This window comes from Tabrizicola sp. BL-A-41-H6, assembly GCF_050632395.1.
In the GTDB taxonomy this organism is placed as follows: domain Bacteria; phylum Pseudomonadota; class Alphaproteobacteria; order Rhodobacterales; family Rhodobacteraceae; genus JAUYQR01.
In genome coordinates this window covers 3,056,862-3,074,057 of record NZ_CP192600.1, presented here as the reverse complement: position 1 = coordinate 3,074,057, position 17,196 = coordinate 3,056,862, and the positions used below count along the sequence as shown (strand labels likewise).

Annotated in this window: 15 protein-coding genes and 2 pseudogenes; 9 read left to right on the top strand and 8 right to left on the bottom strand. The window is 60.1% G+C overall.

The window, feature by feature from the left end:
• Positions 1-318 precede the first annotated feature (318 nt).
• The 6 genes and pseudogenes from ACROUL_RS15030 to ACROUL_RS15005 form a co-directional block, all read left to right on the top strand.
• Positions 319-630, top strand: a pseudogene (locus ACROUL_RS15030) (integrase core domain-containing protein); the annotation flags it as partial.
• A gap of 484 nt (positions 631-1,114) precedes the next feature.
• Positions 1,115-1,264, top strand: a complete 150-nt coding sequence (locus tag ACROUL_RS15025) for a hypothetical protein (protein ID WP_431300265.1) — start codon at positions 1,115-1,117, stop codon at positions 1,262-1,264.
• The gene (locus tag ACROUL_RS15020) at positions 1,261-2,520 is read left to right on the top strand and encodes an NRAMP family divalent metal transporter (protein WP_431300264.1); all 1,260 of its coding nucleotides are present in this window, start codon (positions 1,261-1,263) and stop codon (positions 2,518-2,520) included. The genes ACROUL_RS15025 and ACROUL_RS15020 overlap by 4 nt, the downstream gene beginning before the upstream one ends.
• A 991-nt stretch (positions 2,521-3,511) precedes the next feature.
• The gene (locus tag ACROUL_RS15015; RefSeq protein WP_431300263.1) at positions 3,512-5,623 is read left to right on the top strand and encodes a hypothetical protein; all 2,112 of its coding nucleotides are present in this window, start codon (positions 3,512-3,514) and stop codon (positions 5,621-5,623) included.
• Positions 5,624-6,168: 545 nt separating this feature from the next.
• Positions 6,169-7,005 carry a DUF535 family protein gene (locus tag ACROUL_RS15010; RefSeq protein ID WP_431300262.1) on the top strand — a complete coding sequence of 279 codons (837 nt, stop codon included), beginning with the start codon at positions 6,169-6,171 and terminating at the stop codon, positions 7,003-7,005.
• A 90-nt stretch (positions 7,006-7,095) separates the two neighbouring features.
• Positions 7,096-7,311, top strand: a complete 216-nt coding sequence (locus ACROUL_RS15005; protein WP_431300261.1) for a hypothetical protein — start codon at positions 7,096-7,098, stop codon at positions 7,309-7,311.
• Positions 7,312-7,515: 204 nt separating this feature from the next.
• On the opposite strand, the gene ACROUL_RS15000 is transcribed toward ACROUL_RS15005, so the two are convergent.
• The 3 genes from ACROUL_RS15000 to istA are packed head-to-tail and all read right to left on the bottom strand — an operon-like array spanning position 7,516 to position 10,074.
• The gene (locus tag ACROUL_RS15000; protein ID WP_431300260.1) at positions 7,516-7,737 is read right to left on the bottom strand and encodes a hypothetical protein; all 222 of its coding nucleotides are present in this window, start codon (positions 7,735-7,737) and stop codon (positions 7,516-7,518) included.
• A 20-nt stretch (positions 7,738-7,757) separates the two neighbouring features.
• Complete coding sequence (gene istB, locus ACROUL_RS14995; protein WP_431298741.1) at positions 7,758-8,552, bottom strand: IS21-like element helper ATPase IstB; 795 nt, start codon at positions 8,550-8,552, stop codon at positions 7,758-7,760.
• Positions 8,542-10,074, bottom strand: a complete 1,533-nt coding sequence (gene istA, locus ACROUL_RS14990) for an IS21 family transposase (protein WP_431298742.1) — start codon at positions 10,072-10,074, stop codon at positions 8,542-8,544. The genes istB and istA overlap by 11 nt, the downstream gene beginning before the upstream one ends.
• Before the next feature lie 111 nt (positions 10,075-10,185).
• Between istA and ACROUL_RS14985 the strand changes: the two are divergent.
• Together ACROUL_RS14985 and ACROUL_RS14980 are read left to right on the top strand one after the other, a co-directional pair.
• A pseudogene (locus ACROUL_RS14985) lies at positions 10,186-10,527 on the top strand (DDE-type integrase/transposase/recombinase); the annotation flags it as partial.
• Positions 10,528-10,716: 189 nt separating this feature from the next.
• Entirely contained in the window at positions 10,717-10,962 is a 246-nt protein-coding gene (locus ACROUL_RS14980; protein WP_431300259.1) for a hypothetical protein, read from the top strand.
• Between the two features lie 84 nt (positions 10,963-11,046).
• On the opposite strand, the gene ACROUL_RS14975 is transcribed toward ACROUL_RS14980, so the two are convergent.
• From ACROUL_RS14975 to ACROUL_RS14955, 5 genes are all read right to left on the bottom strand, one after another.
• Positions 11,047-11,847, bottom strand: coding sequence for an ABC transporter permease (locus tag ACROUL_RS14975; RefSeq protein WP_431300258.1), 801 nt, complete (start codon positions 11,845-11,847; stop codon positions 11,047-11,049).
• Entirely contained in the window at positions 11,844-12,692 is an 849-nt protein-coding gene (locus tag ACROUL_RS14970) for an ABC transporter permease (RefSeq protein WP_431300257.1), read from the bottom strand. The genes ACROUL_RS14975 and ACROUL_RS14970 overlap by 4 nt, the downstream gene beginning before the upstream one ends.
• Positions 12,689-13,747 (bottom strand): ABC transporter ATP-binding protein, encoded by a 1,059-nt coding sequence (locus ACROUL_RS14965; RefSeq protein WP_431300256.1) that lies wholly within the window; start codon positions 13,745-13,747, stop codon positions 12,689-12,691. Before ACROUL_RS14965 ends, ACROUL_RS14970 begins: the two co-directional genes overlap by 4 nt.
• A 2-nt stretch (positions 13,748-13,749) precedes the next feature.
• On the bottom strand, positions 13,750-14,946 hold the full coding sequence (locus ACROUL_RS14960; protein WP_431300255.1) for an ABC transporter substrate-binding protein: 1,197 nt from the start codon (positions 14,944-14,946) through the stop codon (positions 13,750-13,752).
• A gap of 93 nt (positions 14,947-15,039) precedes the next feature.
• Positions 15,040-16,341 (bottom strand): glutamine synthetase, encoded by a 1,302-nt coding sequence (locus ACROUL_RS14955; RefSeq protein ID WP_431300254.1) that lies wholly within the window; start codon positions 16,339-16,341, stop codon positions 15,040-15,042.
• Positions 16,342-16,400: 59 nt separating this feature from the next.
• Between ACROUL_RS14955 and ACROUL_RS14950 the strand changes: the two genes are divergently transcribed.
• Complete coding sequence (locus tag ACROUL_RS14950; protein WP_431300253.1) at positions 16,401-17,168, top strand: N-formylglutamate amidohydrolase; 768 nt, start codon at positions 16,401-16,403, stop codon at positions 17,166-17,168.
• Positions 17,169-17,196: the final 28 nt, after the last annotated feature.

The following is a 17,196-nucleotide window of genomic DNA, read 5'->3' as shown; positions in this document are numbered from 1 at the left end:
GACACTTGCAGTCGCAGTGGTTAGCCGAGACCAAAGGAGAATTGACTTGATTTGAAGCCTTGGGCGAGCGTTGTAGGGAATACCGCAATATGGAGGGCGACGCTGAAATGAAGTCTCCACCCAAGTTTAATTCTGACAAGTTTGCATGGACTGATCCCGCGCAGCTGCGAGAAGTGGAGGTGGTAAGCAAAGGTATTCGCGTTTCCGATCCTCGCACGACCACCTCACCGACCTCTGGGCGAGTAGCGAAACAGGCAACAGGCGAAGACCCAAACCGCTCGGGTGGGTGAAGGACGATTGTTGGGCCATTTCGTTCGGGCCTATCAGCGCGGAGTGGTCATCGACTTCTCGCGGCCCGGCAAGCCGACCGATCAAGCCATGGTCCGCCATTGGTCCAAGGACAATGGCGAGGGCCTTCATCGAAGCGTTCAATGGCCGCTTCCGCCCCGAATGCTTGAACCAGCACTGGTTCCTGACCCTTGCAGACGCGGCTGAACCAAAGGTCCGCAAAGCGAAAAGTTGGAGGATTGGGGTCGATACTACAATGAGGAACGGCCACATGGCGCGATCGGCAACAAGGGCCCGATCATGCCGATGAAAACAGGGGGCGTCACTAGCCGGTCACCCTGAGCGAAGCCGGAAAACTCTGCCTTCGGGCGGTCCAACGTTGGGGGCCGGATCAAGTGGGATCATCATTTCCAGTTGGTGGACCACTTCAGTGGGGGCACTCGATGGGGGCAGTCCAAACGTTCTACGAGGCCCCATGAAAAGCGGGGACCTATTGCGTTTTGGGCCGCGAACTGCCCTAATCGCTGATAGCTGTCTGCTATGTTGATATGCATCACAGTGCCCATCATAAGCCTATGCGCAAATGCACGGAAGCTGCGGTGGTGCCATGATACTTGCGATTCTGTCTTCGTTTGCTGAACCGACTGATTTGTTTTCAGCCCTACGCCGAAGTCACTACGCTTTACCTCACGCTCGCAACCTGCGGTGACTTAGTGCGGCCTTGATCGATGGACAAGCCACCGGCATGACTGTAAAATGCATCAAGCCAGCCAAAGCAAAGCCACTTCCAATTCATCTCCCACCCCTTGCCGAACAGCATCATATTGTGGCCGAGGACGATGCCTTCGTGGCACTCTGCGATCATCTGCGGGTCAGCCTCACCACTACCGCGACCACTCTCCAAACCCTCCTTTACGCCCTCCTTACCGAAGTCCTTTCGCCAAAGGACGTGGCAATGACCGAGACTTCGGAATGAGGGAAGCCAGCCCGCAGAGCGTCTCTTGGTTTCGGCGTTTAGGGCCAGGCCTCATCACCGGCGCGGCGGACGATGATCCGGGCGGTATCGCTACGCATTCGCAAGTTGGGGCGCAGTTCGGCTTCAACCTGATGTGGACGGTGGCGCTGACCTATCCGCTGATGACGGCGATCCAGTCGATCTGTGCGCGGATCGGACGTGTCACCGGCGAAGGTCTTGCCGCCAACATGGCCCATGTGCTGCCGCGATGGCTGGTGCATGCCATCGTCGCCTTGTTGTTCGTGGCAAACACCGTGAACATCGGCGCTGATCTCGCGGCGATGGGTGCGGCGGCGCGGCTGGTTCTGGGCTGGGGCGAAATCGCCTTCGCTGTCATGTTTGCGGCGGGGTCGATGCTGTTGCAGGTCTTCGTGCCCTATCACCGATATGTGCACGTGCTCAAATGGCTGACGCTCAGCCTGCTTGCCTATGTCGGTGTGGTGTTCACCGTTGCCATCGACTGGGGCGCGGTCGTGCGCGGCGCGTTCTGGCCATCGCTCGACTTTTCGCGGGAAGCCATGGTGGCGATCGTGGCTGTGTTCGGCACGACGATCAGCCCCTACATGTTCTTCTGGCAGAGCGCCGAAGAAGTGGAAGACGAGCTTCTGGCCGGCGATGGCGCGCTGCTTGATCACCCAGAGCAGGCACCCGCCGAACTGAACCGGATTGCCTGGGACACCCATTTAGGCATGGGGTTTTCGAGCCTGATCTCGTTTTTCATCGTTCTGACCACGGCCGTGACGCTTCATACCGCCGGGATCACCGATATTGCGACTTCGGCCGACGCAGCGCAGGCACTGCGTCCGATCGCAGGCGAGTTCGCTTTCCTGCTGTTCAGCCTTGGCATCATCGGCACCGGGCTGCTGGCGCTCCCGGTCCTCGCGGGTTCCGCTGCCTATGCGATCGGCGAATTGCGCGGCTGGCGTATCGGGCTTGAACAGAAACCCGAGAATGCCAAAGCCTTCTACGGCATCATCGCGCTTGCGTTCGCCCTAGGTCTTCTGATGCTGTTTCTGCCGATCGACCCGATCAAGGCCTTGTTCTGGAGCGCCGTGCTGAACGGGGTGATCGCCGTTCCGCTGATGATTGCCACGATGATGGTCGTCTCGAACCGGAAGCACCTTGGCCCGTTCGCCGCGCCGCGCGGGTTGAGGATCATGGGCTGGCTGGCAACGACGGTGATGGCGGCGGCAGTGCTGGCAATGTTCGTTCTGTGACCGGTGATCGAGTCACGCCCGTCTGAGGCTGTTGAATACCGGCTTCATCAACAAGGGAGTGTTCGCAGGTGAAGTTCAGGGGACGCAGGAACCTTGGTTTTAAGCGAAACGCTCGCGGCGCCAGCCCTGACGTTGGCCCATCGGCATGCGCCTTGGCGTACTTGCTTTAACGGCTGGCATCGGCCGCTCGAGATGAGCGCAGAATTGACTTGATTTGCGGCCTTTGGCGAGCGTTGTGGTGGACACTACGATACGGAGGTCGACGCTGAAATGAAATCTCTACCGGACTTCAACTCCGACAAGTTTGCATGGACCGATCCTTTGCAACTGCGAGAAGTGGAACTGGCAATCAAGGCTCCTCGCGTCCCTGATCCGCACCACGCTAGTTCATCGACAGCAGCGCGAGTATCGCCGAGCGCAAGAGAAAATGGCTCCTCGCACTCGGGTGGATGACGGACGATTGATGCGCAACTGCCATCCGCGCTGGATGATGCTGAGCTTCTGTTCAGAAAACGCGCGCTTCGAACCTGATCGCTCTGGGCTGCAGGCTCGCGGTTTATGCACCAAAACAGACGTTGCGATGCGCGGTTATCGGGCGTTTGAACCTATACCGGCAGAAGACGACGGCTCACGTGGTGCTCGGATCCCAGCGAAACCCGGTTGAGTGAAATGGTGAGCCTTTCCGGCACGCGGAACGGCTGCAAGAACAAGGGCGGAAAACGCTACGCGTTGACCGAAGCTTCACCCAATTCCATAGTCAGAGCCGCGTGTATCTCGGTGGAAACCGGCTTCAAGAGTTGGCGGCGATCAAGCTGGAGCGATCGTTGATTGGTTGCGGATGAATTTCGAGTGATTGCAGGAGAGGTTTTTCGCCATGAGGCTTCCTTTAACGGCCCTGATTGCCTCCTTCTATTCCACCATTGCATGTTCTGAGACCACCGGGACATGGCCGTTCCAGCCCGCTCGGGACACATTTGAAGACAGCGCTCCCTTGGATCTTTCCGACCTCAATGAGGAGAGGGCAGGCGAAAGCGGTTTCGTAAGGCGGTCATCTGATGGAGCCTCCTTCGTGCGAGGGGATGGCGATCCGATCCGTTTCTGGGCTGTAAACACCGATGTCGCAAACAAGGGAGTGGAGGAGCTCCGCGAGCATGCACGCTTCCTTGCTAAGCGCGGTGTCAACATGGTCCGGCTGCATGGCCAGATACCGCAGGCGGGGCCAACGGGTGGCGAGATTGGATCGATTGATGTAGCCGAGCGCGAACGACTTTGGCAGCTGGTCGCCGCGATGAAGGAGGAAGGCATTTACGTCACCTTCAGTCCCTACTACCCCCACGCGGTCCAAAGAGAGGCCGCTCTTCGCTGGCAGACCCCGAAAGACAGCAGTGGGCTGACGGGGATGATCTACTTCGAACCGCTCTTGCAGGAAGCCTACAAGAATTGGCTCAGAGAGACGCTCCTTCCCGTAAATCCTTACACCGGATTGGCGCTCAAAGATGATCCCTCCCTCGCGATCATTCAGATGCAGAACGAAGACTCTCTCCTCTTTTGGACGTTCAACGAGATCCGGGGGCACGAGGCATCTTTGCTCGGCACTCTGTTTGGGCAGTTTCTGCAAGAAAAATATGGCTCCCTGACCCTCGCCAGGGAGGCATGGAATGGGAGCGCTGCACCGGGACCAATCGACGGAATGACCGATGACTGGGAAAGCGGTGTGATCGCACTTTCAAACATCTGGCACCTGACGTCCGAAGGGGAAGTAGGTTCCGCTGAAGTGAGGCTCCGCGACCAAGCTCAGTTTCTCACCCAGACAATGCGAAAGTGGCATGCTGAAATAACACGCTTCTTGCGCGAGGACATTGGCGCTCGGCAACTCTTCAACGCCGGAAATTGGCGTACAGCTGACGATGTGACGATGGATGATCTCGAACGCTATGCCTACACAACTGGCGATATCATCGGTGTGAACCGATACGTCACCGCAATGCACGAGGGCGAGTATCAGGGCTGGGCAATTGTCGCCGGCGATGTCTTTCGTGAGGAGGGCCTTCTGAGGCGACCGCTGGACCTTCCCACCGCACTCAGACAACCGTTAGGATATCCCTATATCATCAGCGAAACCCTCTGGGTGCCTCCAATGTGGCAGCAGTCTGAGGGTCCCATCCTGATGGCGGCGTATCAGGCACTCACAGGCATCGACATCAGCTACTGGTTTTCGACCAACGAGACCCAATGGAGCCCGCCGCAAAGCGCAAACGGCTACCTACCGAGCATCGGCAAATGGGTGATCTCTACGCCTCAGCAAATGGGCGCCTTTCCTGCCGCCGCCTTGATCTTTCGCCTCGGTTTGATTGATGAGGCTCCGCCGGTCGTCATCGAACATCGCACCTTGGATGCGCTCTGGTCACGCAAGGAGCCAATGGTTGCTCCACGACAAGGCACCGATCCCAACCGCGATCAAGCTGCGCGAGATCTCGAGATGCCGTCGGAGCAAGGTGGAGCGTCGCGAGCGAGCCCCTACGGTTTTCTCGTCGGTCCAATCGAGGTCACTTTCGACAGTGACGCCCCGAATTTCTTACACCCCGATCTGGGAGGGCTCATCGACAGTGAAAAGCGCATCGTGACCAGTCTCACGCGACAGTTGATATGGGACTGGGGAAATGGCGTTGTGACGCTCGATGCGCCGCGCGCCCAAGGCGTCGTAGGGGCATTGTCGTCACGGCCGCAGTTCGACCTTGGCGACGTGACAGTCGAGAGCGAGGCGCCTTACGCAAGCGTCGTCGTCGTCCCTCTCGATGGTGAGCCCATTGCGCATTCTTCCCGCCTGCTGGTTCAAATCGGCAGTATCGCCCGACCGACGGGCTGGAAAGCTTCACGTGTGCAACACGATGGAATGCCAGCGCTCTTGGTCGATGAATTTGGAGGAGCACCCTGGCAGGTCGACAAGGTTGAAGTGAGGATTGTTGTTCGCAATAACGGCCTCTCGCGGGCCACCGCGCTCGACGCAAATGGCATGGCAGTTGCTGGCGTGCCGGTATCACAAAGCAATGGCGCCCTGACCATGACCCTACCGTCGAATGCCCTCTACGTCATGATTGACTGAAGGACTTTGCTTTTGTTCAAGGCAGAGCCTGCAGCTTTGATGAAGTTCCGGCATTGCTGAGCTAAGAAGGAGCAGATGTCATCAAGAGCTTCAGGCAGGGCCCTCCAGGGTGGGCGGGGGCGGCATCCAGCCTCGATTTCGATCGGGATCCAACTGGGGGTCAATCTCGCGTGCCGATTGACAGGCCAAAGATCACGACACACAATAGCTCTGGACTTCAGGCAGCGGACGCACAAGAGCTGGCATCGGTGGCGTCAAACCCACCCTGTAACTGACGACTGGCGCGTGAGTTCAACGAATGAACACCACCCGTTAGAAATGGTGGATTACCAAAGGAGCTTTGTTGAAAAGATGCGCCGCTTGACTGTTTCAGGATCAGACATCGGCACGGTCACTTTGGTAACCTGCAATAGGACGATTTGCCTGACGTGAGCGGATTTGCCTCACTCATTAGTGCACCTTTCCTTGGTTTCGGGCCTGATTGCGACAAGTATTCCGTACCTGTCGCCGCGCTTCGAACTCTGAGGCGAAGCCGCATTCTAACGATGACGACCGGTTACCAGAAGCTGTCCGGAATGACCTCTTTCCAATGCCATTTTGCTGCAATCGGCGAGTCCGATCCGCTATTCTTTCTTTCAAGCCAACATTATCTGGTGCGGGGTCTGACGCCGCGGGAACGCCTCGCTGCAGCTTTATGTCATTACGGGCACGAAGAGTCCGCCTTTCATCCGGGCTATATCGATCAGGTCTATCGTAATGGCGGGCTTCGAATTTGGGGCTGCGTCGTTGACGGCACTGCATACGACATCCGTCTGATGATCGGGAATGACGTCGCCTATGAGGGCGGTTTAAGCTTGGTTTTCCACGTCAACGGCGGGCGCGTCTGCGTGCTTTCGTTTTCGCTTGTGCCGACGGCACTCGTTCTTCCGGGGCTGCGCGTTGGTCACGGCGATACCCCGCTGAAGGATACGATCCACTTCGTAACGCGCAAGCAATTGGCACAAGATCACGCCTATCAGGCCGCGTTCAACAAGGCGTTCGACCGCACCACGCCAGCGCATTTGTGTTTTGGGGCCCTCACTGGCCTGGTGCTAGCTCAGGGTCACCATCACGCCGTGGGCATCGACACGGAACGGCATCCGTCGTTTGCGGAACCCTTCCGGGCGCAGTTTCAGACCGCCTACGCAGATTTTTGGGCGTCCTTTTCAGGCCGCAAGAATTCGGAGTTCGGATACCTGATCGATTTGCCGCTGCAGCTTACCCCTTTGGAACATCTGGATGCCCGCCGCCGCAAGCGCGCGATAGCGCGGCGCGACCACATGCATACCGTCCAGCAGCATGCGCTTACTGTGATTGCGTCACAATTGCGCGGCAAAGGCTGACGGCTGCCCCTTCCAGCGTCGACCCTTGCAGGCCAAATGAACGATCTGGTCGCCCAATGCCCTCGTTAACTGCGCAAGGTCGACAGACGTTTGACCAACCTAGAGACTGAAGTGATTGGCTCTGGTGGCCCGGGCCAGGCGTTAGAATCCAGCGGCGATTTTGACCAGACCACGTCAGCAGCTCTGGAGACCATGCTTGCGCGCCTGCCGTTCGCCATCACCGAGGAACTTGATCCCGGTGCTGTCCACAAGCAGTTTCAAGGGGCGATCAGCAGCGACCCGCGCTTGCGCAGAAAACCCGTGTAGCTGGACCAGCTCGTCGTGCGTTAGCGGGCGGTCATCGGTTTGCTCATACGCCCAATCTAACTGTATGGGTTCACGATGTGGATCCTCGGCAGACAGAGTTGTGCAACAACGCCATCGGCATCCAGTTGGCGGTCAATTTTGCTTGCCGATTGACACCTGACGCGGACAGCATTGATCGTCACGCAACATGGACCCTCGCAGCTTTCAGAACTTCCTGTCCAGATAGGCCCGCGCGGAGACACCCTCAAAATCGCTCGAACCGAAGCCGTCGAAGCGCAGCGACATCTCTCCCATCCACGCCGAGGAGCTGTCGGTTTTCACGCCCAGTTCCAAGGAGCCAGAAAGGGTCTCAAAACCGGTGCCAAAGCCCTCCTTGTAGATTTCCACCCAGAACTGAGCCGGGTTTTCCACCGAGAAGTGAGCCACCTCTGACTATGGATTTCGTATCATGCTGGGGTCAAGGCATGGTTTGTCTCCTTCTTCTTCCTGGCTGCTGCGGCTGAACTGGCCTTGAAGCGGAAGCTGTCGTTTCCGGTCTCCAGGATGTGGCAGCGGTGGGTGAGGCGGTCGAGCAAGGCGGTGGTCATCTTTGCGTCGCCGAAGACCGTGGCCCATTCGCTGAAGCTCAGGTTTGTGGTGATGACGACGCTGGTGCGTTCGTAGAGCTTGCTTAGCAGGTGGAAGAGCAGCGCCCCACCCGAGGCGCTGAAGGGCAGATATCCCAGTTCGTCGAGGATCACCAAGTCGAGCTTGGTCAGGCTTTCTGCGATCTGCCCGGCCTTGCCCTTTGCCTTTTCCTGTTCGAGGGCGTTGACCAGTTCGATCGTCGAGAAGAAGCGGACCTTGCGGCGATGATGCTCGATGGCCTGGATGCCGAGTGCGGTTGCGACATGGGTCTTGCCGGTTCCCGGACCGCCGATCAGCACGATGTTCTGTGCGCCATCCATGAACTCACAGCGGTGCAGGGTCCTGACGGTGGCCTCGTTGATCTCGCTGGCGGCGAAGTCGAAGCCCGAGAGGTCCTTGTAGGCCGGGAAGCGTGCGGCCTTCATGTGATAGGCAATGGAACGGACCTCGCGTTCAGCCAGTTCGGCCTTCAGCAGTTGCGACAGGATCGGGATGGCCGCTTCAAAGGCCGGTGCTCCCTGCTCGATCAGATCGGTGACGGCCTGTGCCATGCCATACATCTTCAGGCTGCGGAGCATGATGACGATGGCGCCGCTGGCGGGATCATGACGCATGGCGGCCTCCGGCGATCTGGTTGCGCAGGCCGTCATAGCGTTCGACATTGGCCTTGGGCTCGCGGCGCAGGGTCAGTGCCTGCGGGGTATCCAGTGGTGGCCTACCGATCACCTTGCCGTCGACCAGTCGGTGCAGCAGGTTCAGCACATGGGTCTTGGTCGGCACGCCCTCGGCCAGTGCCAACTCCACGGCGATGAGCACCGCCTGTTCATCGTGCTGAAGAACCAGGGCGAGGATGTCTGCCATCTCGCGATCACCGCCGGGCTTGCGCAGCATGTGATCCTGCAACTGCCTGAAGGCAGACGGCAATTCTGCGAAGGGCGCACCATTCCGAAGCGCCCCGGGCTTACGCTGAACGACAGCCAGATAATGCCGCCAGTCGTAGATCGTCCGCGGTGGCAGGTGGTGGCTGCGTTCGATGATCCGCGGATGCTCGCACAGGATGTTACCCTCCGCTGCCACGACCAGCCGGTCGGGATAGATCCGCAGGCTGATGGGCCGGTTCGCGAATGACGCCGGAACGCTGTAGCGATTGCGCTCGAAGCTGATCAGGCAGGTGGGCGAGACACGCTTGCTCACCTCTATGAATCCGTCAAAGGCGACAGGCAAGGGCATCAGGGCGGCCTGCTCTTCGGCCCAGACATCGGCGATCGTGCCGGGCAGCGTGCCATGGGCGGTCTCGCGCCACAGCTCCTGGCAACGCTGCTCCAGCCAGGCATTCAGTGCGGCGATATCGGGGAAGTCCGGCATGCCTTGCAGCATCTGGTGGCGAGCGTCGCGGACGTTCTTCTCGACCTGGCCTTTCTCCCAACCTGCGGCCGGATTGCAGAAGTCAGGCTCGAAGACATAGTGGTTGGTCATGGCCAGGAACCGGATGTTGACCTGCCGTTCCTTGCCGCGGCCGACACGATCCACCGCCGTGCGCATGTTATCGTAGATCCCGCGCCCGGGCACGCCGCCGAAGACCCGGAACCCGTGCCAATGCGCGTCGAACAGCATCTCGTGGGTCTGCAAGGGATAGGCTCGCAGCAAGAAGGCCCGGCTGTGCGACAGCTTGACATGGGCGACCTGCAGCTTCCTGCGCTCACCGCCCAGAACCGCAAAGTCCTCGCTCCAGTCGAACTGGAAGGCTTCGCCCGGGCGGAATGACAGCGGAACAAAGGTGCCGCGTCCCGTGGTCTGTTGGTCGCGCTGGCGATCCGCTCGCCACCCCCGCGCGAAGGCTGCCACCCGGCCATAGGAACCGGTGAAGCCCAGCGTCACCAGATCGGTGTGCAACTGCTTCAGCGTCCGCCTCTGCTTGCGTGCCTTCGCGGCCTCGGTCTTCAGCCAGCCGGCCAGCTTGTCGGCGAAGGGGTCAAGCTTGCTCGTCCGTTCCGGCGTGGCAAACCTCGGCTCGATCGTGCCCGCCGCCAGATGCTTGGCCACGGTATTGCGCGACAGGCCCGTGCGCCGGGCGATCTCCCGGATCGACAGCTTCTGCCGCAAGTGCATGCGTCGGATGATGTTCAAAAGTCCCATGTGGATCACTCCGTTGCCCCCGCCGCTCTCCGCTCCAGGGGAAGGTTCACATGGCTCAATTCTCAGTGGAAATTACCCGCCCACCCGGCTCAGTTCTGGGTGGAAATCAACAAATTCCTCAAGAAAACAATGAAGAAGCATGGACGGGCCGATGTGTTCGTTACGGACAAGCTTCGGTCATATGGTGCTGCCTTGAGGGATCTCGGCATGGTCGGCCGCCAGGAAACGGGCCGCTGGCTCAATAATCGCGCGGAGAATTCACATCAGCCGTTTCGACGACGGGAACGTGCCATGCTCCGCTTTCGCCGGATGCGATCACTCCAGAAGTTCGTCGCGGTCCATTCCTCAATCCACAACCATTTCAACGGAGAGCGCGCCCTCACCAGCCGGGACAATTTCAAGGCCAGCCGCGCCGCCGCTCTCGCCGAGTGGCGTCAACTCTGCGTGGCCTGACACCGAGCGGGTTTGGGCAAAAAGAGACTGGTTCGCATTTGTCTGACACCACCCGTAGCTGTCCTCAACGCGTGGTTCCACAGAAACGACTCGTAGCTCTTGTAGCAGCCCGGGGAGAGGATATGCAGCGTCGGGTAGGCCGACGAAAGACGCCCGTTGATAAGGGTTCCCGTCATCGCGAGAAAATATGTGATCTTCTTCATCGCGCTTGTTCGTCGTCTCGCCCTCGCGACCTGGATCATTCGTTCGATGATTGACGGGATCTGGCTTGCCGCCGGGCTGCAAACTGGTGGTCTGGACCGCAATGCGGCCCTTGCTCATATGGACTTTCAGTTCGACCGCCTCATTCCTGCTGCGGAAGCACAACAGGCGGAGAAGACGGCAGCACGAGAGCGCATCCGGTCGGTCTACGAGATTAGGTCGACAGCGGCCTGACGCGTTCAGCAGATAGTCAGAGGACGCCCAGATGAATCATTCGCAGCATTGTCGGACCTGTCTGTAGGGCCGATCTTTGCCAGATCAGCCAGCCCGCATCAGCTTGCGGGCAACGAGGCGTGCGGCGACCAAGGCGATCACGACGAACGCCGAAACGACCGTGCCGATCACAGCAACCGATGGGACGAGAGGCGAATAGTTCGTGGCCGTTCGTGTGAAAAGCCAGACGGGAAGCGTGTTGTCGATTCCAGTCGTATAGATCGACAGGGGCAGGTTCGACCAGCTGAGCAGAAAGGCGAACAGGCTGCCGGAGAAGATGCCCGGCCAGAGTTGCGGCAGCGTCACCTCGCGCATCACCTGCCAGCGCGATGCGCCGAGGTCCATGGCGGCCTCTTCCTGCGCAACGTCATAGCCAAAGAGCCGGATCGAAATGACCAGCGTGACTATCGGCACGATCCACACAAGGTGGGCTATCACCGCCGTCTTCCAGGTCGGCGTCACCCCCAGGGCCGAGAACGTGAGCAGAAGTGCGAGGCCGAGGACCGGCTGGGGGAAGAAGATGGGCAGGACGAGAATCCGCTGGAATAGACTGCGCCCACGCCAGTCGTATCGAGCGTAGGCCATAGCTCCCAGGGTTCCCAGAACAACCGAGATCAGCACGGCCGAGAGCGCGATCTGGAACGAGATCAGATGGATGTCCCACGTCGTCGGAGAGGACAACGCCTCGATATAGGCATCAGTCGTCCATTCCTTGTGGGGAAACCGCATGTAGCGCGTGTTGGCGAACGAGGCCAGAACGACCGACATGATCGGGATGTAGAGGCAGGCGAGAATCAGCACCATCCAGAGCTGGGCAAGGGGGCGTATCCAACGTGCTTCTGTCATCGGTTTGTCAGCTTCGAAATGTTTATGCGGCTCAGGATCGGCACAACTAGGGCAACTGAGGCTACGATCACCAACACGGTGAGGGCGGAACCCGACGGCCAGTCCTGCGCATAGTTGAAGCGTTGGTCGATGGCTGCAGTAATCACCGTCACCGCCCGGCCGCCCAAAATTGCCGCTTCGGCATTCGCGCCGAGGGCGAGAACGAAGGTGAGGAGCACGCCGATCAACAGGCCCGGCAAGGCCAGCGGAAGTTCGACCTCGCGAAACACCGCCCAGCCCCCGGCACCGAGGTCACGGGCGGCTTCGACGCGATCACGGGGGATCATCTCGATCCCGAGCAGAAGCGGAAACAGCATGAACGGGAAGTGAATGTAGATCATGCCGATGAGGGCCGCGATCCGCGTGTTCAGGACCGATCCGATCTCCAGGCCACAACAGGCATTGAGCGATCCTGCCAGAATGCCACCCCGCGGCATCATGAAGATGGAAAGGCCAAAGAGCCGGACACTTTCGGAGATGAAGATCGGCAGAGCGATCAGTGCGGTCACAAGCATCGCGGCGCGTCCGATATGCCGGTTCAGCGCCTTTGCCGTAGGCCAGGCCAGCAGCAGACAGGTGAGTGTCGTAAGCGTCGCTCCGATGAGCGACCACATCAACGGTCGCCCGTAGCCGTCGCGGAAGATCGTGATGTAGTTTTCGACGGTGAAGTTCGCTCCGAGCTCGAAGGTCCGGGCCGGCATGAGGCTGTACCAAAAGACAATCGCGATCGGCGCAGCGAAGAAGGCGCCGAAGAAGAGGATCAGGGGAAGTGCAAACCATGGTCCGGGCGTGCTTTGCCGGATCATTCCGTGACCCACGCGACGTTCGCCAGATCGAAGCTGAATTCCGCCAGGACACCTGGCTGCAATCCTTCAGGGGAGCCGGGGACCTCGGCGATCAGCGGCAGCCCACGGGCGTCAAGCATCACCTGCGTGCGCGATCCCAGCAAGGCTGTCTGGGTGACGCGTGCCTTGATCTGGATTTCACCATTGCGTCCCTGGGTCAGCGCCTCGGGTCTAAGGACAGCGAAAGCCCCGCGCGCGCCGGGTGCCGGAGCGTCTATCTCGGTAAGCCGGGGTGTTCCGTCCGCCCCGGCTGCAACGGTGAACATGTTGACCTCTCCCATGAAGCTGGCCACGAAGCGGTTCACCGGGGAGCCATAGATTTCCTGTGGCGCCCCCATCTGGACAAAGCGTCCCGCGCGCATGATCGCGATGCGGTCCGACATCATCATGGCCTCTTCCAGGCTGTGGGTGATGTAGACGAAGGTCTTGCCTGTGCGCTGATGAAGGTCCTTCAGCTCGACCTCGAGGGTTTTGCGCAACCGGTAGTCGATCGCCGAAAGCGGTTCGTCGAAGAACAGGATTTCCGGGTCGCTGGCAAAGGCGCGAGCCAAGGCCACGCGCTGTCGCTCACCCCCCGAACATTGGGTGACTGCGCGGGAATAGTAGGCTTCGGGCAGTCGGACGAGATTCAACAGCTCCATTGCGCGGGCGCGGCGCTGATCTGGCGCAATGCCCTTCATCTTCATTGCAAACTCGATGTTCTGTCCGACCGTCTTGTGGTCGAAAAGGGCAAGAGACTGAAACACCATGGCCGTCGGGCGCCGGTTTGCCGGCATCAGCGTGATGTCGATGTCACGCAGGCGGATGGTTCCCGAGGAAGGCGCCTCTAGCCCTGCGAGCAGGCGAACAAGTGTGGATTTGCCGCTGCCGGACGGGCCGACGATGGTCAGGAATTCGCCTTCGAGGATTTCAAGATCAATCGAGTCGACCGCCTTGAGATGTCCGAAGGATTTGGTCAGGCCGGCCAGCGACAGGATCACCGGCCGGTCGGTTTGTCGTGCGGCAGCTTCGGCCATTATCAACCCCGGGCGCGCATTGCCGCCGAATAGATGTCATAGAGACGGTCGTAATCGGGAATGATGCCGAACTCTACCGCGTTGGCGATCCGTTCGTCGAACTCATCCCACTGGAGCGCGTTGAGGTCTTCGGTCGAGAAGCGCGCCATCAACTCGGGCTGTGCCATCTGGCTTACCGGTTGTAGATTGCCGTTCCCCCGCGCGATGATCTCGGCCGCGTCCACCGTTGTGATGAACTCAAGCCAGTCCAGAGCCGCGGGCAGGGCGTCAGGATTGTTCACGGCCGAATTTACTTCGATCCAGTTGATGCCGCCCTTGCCGTCGGCAGGACCGCTGTTCGGAGTGATCGCATAGAGGTTCGAAACGCCGTCCAACCGTGCTGCCGCTGTGGTGTAGGTGCCGCCGGTGAAGTAGAGATCGATCTCGCCGTTGATGATCGCCAAGTTCAGTTGGACAAAGTCGGTGGTGATCAGGGCTGCATTCTGGATCCAACGTTTGCATGTCTCTTCGAACTTGGCGACGTCGGCATCCGACTTGGGCATGAAGGGGTGCACCCCTGCGCCCATGCAGATATCCATGACGTTCCAATCCTCATAGGCGAGAATGCCGTAGCGCCCGGCAAAATCGGGGTTGTTGAATAGATCCCAGCCCTCGTCCTTGGCTAGCTTTGGCGAGATCACGTCAGAGTTCACCACGAAGTCGAATGTCTCGTAACGCTGCACGATGCCCAGAAGATGATTGCCGTCCTGGCTCGTCGCCCATTTGTAGGGCGGGGCGAACTTGGGCTTCATCTGCAGGTACAAGGGCTCGAACCGATCACGCGGAAGATCCCGGATCAGTCCATCGGGCCACATCACGTCACGCGCCCAAGGGTTGTTAACGTTGATGAAGTCCCAAACCGCCGTCTCACCGGCCCGCAGGCGGTTGACCGAGGTGGGGTCGGAGATATGGATCTCGTATTTCAGGTCGCCTCCGGTCTGCTCTTTCCAGAGCGCGACAAGCCGCGGGTCGGTGTAGGCGTCCCATGTCAGCAGGGCCAGCGGGCGGCTTTCCTGCGCATGCGCCCCGACCGGAAGCGAGGCGGCCGCGGCACCGGCGGCAAGACCGGCCATAAATTGTCTGCGCGTGGCCGAATGCTGGAGATTCTGGCGCAGCGGGTTGCGCGACGCCAGCGATTTCAGACGACGGTCTAGGTTCATTCCGGAATACTCCCCTATTGTTACGGCGCACGAGTTTGAACTCGTCATAGCTTTACCTTGTATTACGGTATGACAGGATTCAAGCGAATCTGGTCAATACACCTGAGCATAGGCACGGAGTTGTTCCACCACATTCATCTTGGCCACATGGACCGCCTCGCCGCGTTTGTGGGCTGCGTATATCTGGGGCATCCGTTCGGGAAGCCCGCCGCAAAGTCGTGCGTCACCGACAAGCGCATCAAGCGCCTCGGCCAAGCTCGCGGGAAGCCGGAACAGGCCCTGCGAGGCAAGCGAATCGGAAGTCAGAAGGCTGAGATCCTCGGTTGTGGGATGCGGGGTGGCCAGCCGGTCCTCGATTCCGGCAGTGCCGGCGATCATGAGGCTCGCGAGGGCAAGGTAGGGGCTGGCAGCGGCATCTGCCGCACGGAACTCGACGTTGTAGGCGCGCGCGCGGGCTTCGTGTTCCCTTGCGCTGACCGGGCATACGCGGATCGCCGCCTCGCGGTCTTGGACGGCCAGATTGTTGAACGCCGCGCTCCAGCGATGCGGCGTCAGGCGCAGGGGCGACACGACAGACGGTGCCGACAGCGCCGTAATGGCCCGGACATGGCGCAGGATGCCGGCGACAAAGGCTCCTCCCTCCTGCGACAGGCCGCCGACGCCGTCCGGATCGTGCATCACGGGGCGCCCGTCCTTGGTCCAGAGACTAAGGTGGATATGGACGCCATTTCCAACGATGTCGGGCGCGAGCAGGGGGGCGAAGGTCGCGGTCCGGCCCATGTCACGCGCAACTGCACGCACCACTTCGCGCAGGATCACGGCCTCATCGGCGGCACGCATCGCCGGTTTTGGCGGCACGGTGATTTCCAGCTGATCGGGGCCATACTCGCGCAGGAAACTGTCAGGATGAATTCTCGCACCTGCAAGCGCTTCGAACACTGCTTCCCCGAAGGTCTGGTTGAGTTCAAAACCCGAAAGGCTGAAGCCAGGTGTCGGCACGCCCCCCAGAAGCATGAATTCATGTTCGAACGTTGCCATCAGCCGAAGACCGGAGACCAATTCGAAACGGTGGATCGCCTCGGCGAGAATTCCGCGCGTACAGCACTCCCATCTTGCCCCCTCAAGTGTGAAGATGTCGCCAAGCACGAAGGACATGCTGCGCCCGGAAGGAAAACGGGCGTCGGTGCGGGTCGAGATGTCGGGCATCAGGACGATATCCCCGAACGAGCCGTAAGGGCTTTCGGCGATGGTGTCAAAACAGGTGATCTGCACGTTCGTCGGCGTCCAGCCGATGCCGCGCTCAACACGCTTGTCAAGGTCGCTGGTGGCGAAGCCCTTGCCGCGAACCAGTCCGGAAAAATCGCTCGTGCAGGCCGCGGTCAGGGTCGCCACCATCCCTCGTTTCCTTTCAATCGCTTGTCTTTCCCTGTCATCGTGCGGAGAAATGTCGCCTGATGCAACCGCGATTCCAAGACCATACCGGACTGCTTTCGTCGGAAGATCCGGCCCCCTTCGCGCTGACGCATGGGGGGGGCGGTTGGCTGTTCAGCGTCGAACATGGGGGCCATGCGGTGCCGCGCGCATTGGGGTTTCTCGGTCTTGAGACGCGCGACCTTACCCGTCACATCGGCTGGGACCCCGGCGCGGCGGCACTGGCGCGCGTGCTTGCACGCATGATGGATGCAGACCTGATCATTCAGCCCTACAGCCGGCTTGTCGTCGACTGCAACCGGCCGCGCGGCGCGGCTGATATCGCGGCCTTGGTCAGCGACGGGACTGTGATCCCCGGCAATGCCAAGCTGACTGAGGCCGCGCTTGATGCGCGATGGGAGGCGATCCATGTGCCCTTCCATGCGCGTCTTGCGGACCTCTGCGACATGGCAAACCGCCGAGGATTGATTTCGATCCATAGCTACGATCCGCAAAGGCACAGCGATCCGGCCCGTCGACCGTGGCCGATCGGCTTGCTGTTTCGGCAGGCCAACCCGCTGGCCGAGCAGATGGCCCGGCGCCTTTCGTCGCGGGCTGAAGCGCTGCCCCTGGGGATCAACGAACCCTATCGCATCGAGGATGCGTCGGACTACACGATCCCCGTGCATGCCGAGCCGAGGGGACTTCCCCATGTTCTTGTGGAAGTACGCAACGATCATCTTGCGACGCCGCTCGGCGTCAACCGCATGGCCCAGGTGCTGGCGGATGCACTTTCACAAACCGGAGAATGACCTTGAGCAGCCTCTTTTTGTCGACCAC

Bases quoted from the DNA above. Each gene is read 5' to 3' on its own strand.
- ACROUL_RS14955 (WP_431300254.1), bottom strand. From the start codon at position 16,341: ATGGTGGCGACCCTGACCGCGGCCTGCACGAGCGATTTTTCCGGACTG.
- ACROUL_RS14975 (WP_431300258.1), bottom strand. From the start codon at position 11,847: ATGACAGAAGCACGTTGGATACGCCCCCTTGCCCAGCTCTGGATGGTG.
- ACROUL_RS14965 (WP_431300256.1), bottom strand. From the start codon at position 13,747: ATGGCCGAAGCTGCCGCACGACAAACCGACCGGCCGGTGATCCTGTCG.
- ACROUL_RS15010 (WP_431300262.1), top strand. From the start codon at position 6,169: ATGACGACCGGTTACCAGAAGCTGTCCGGAATGACCTCTTTCCAATGC.
- istB (WP_431298741.1), bottom strand. From the start codon at position 8,552: ATGCGTCATGATCCCGCCAGCGGCGCCATCGTCATCATGCTCCGCAGC.
- ACROUL_RS14970 (WP_431300257.1), bottom strand. From the start codon at position 12,692: ATGATCCGGCAAAGCACGCCCGGACCATGGTTTGCACTTCCCCTGATC.
- ACROUL_RS14960 (WP_431300255.1), bottom strand. From the start codon at position 14,946: ATGAACCTAGACCGTCGTCTGAAATCGCTGGCGTCGCGCAACCCGCTG.
- istA (WP_431298742.1), bottom strand. From the start codon at position 10,074: ATGGGACTTTTGAACATCATCCGACGCATGCACTTGCGGCAGAAGCTG.
- ACROUL_RS14950 (WP_431300253.1), top strand. From the start codon at position 16,401: ATGCAACCGCGATTCCAAGACCATACCGGACTGCTTTCGTCGGAAGAT.
- ACROUL_RS15020 (WP_431300264.1), top strand. From the start codon at position 1,261: ATGAGGGAAGCCAGCCCGCAGAGCGTCTCTTGGTTTCGGCGTTTAGGG.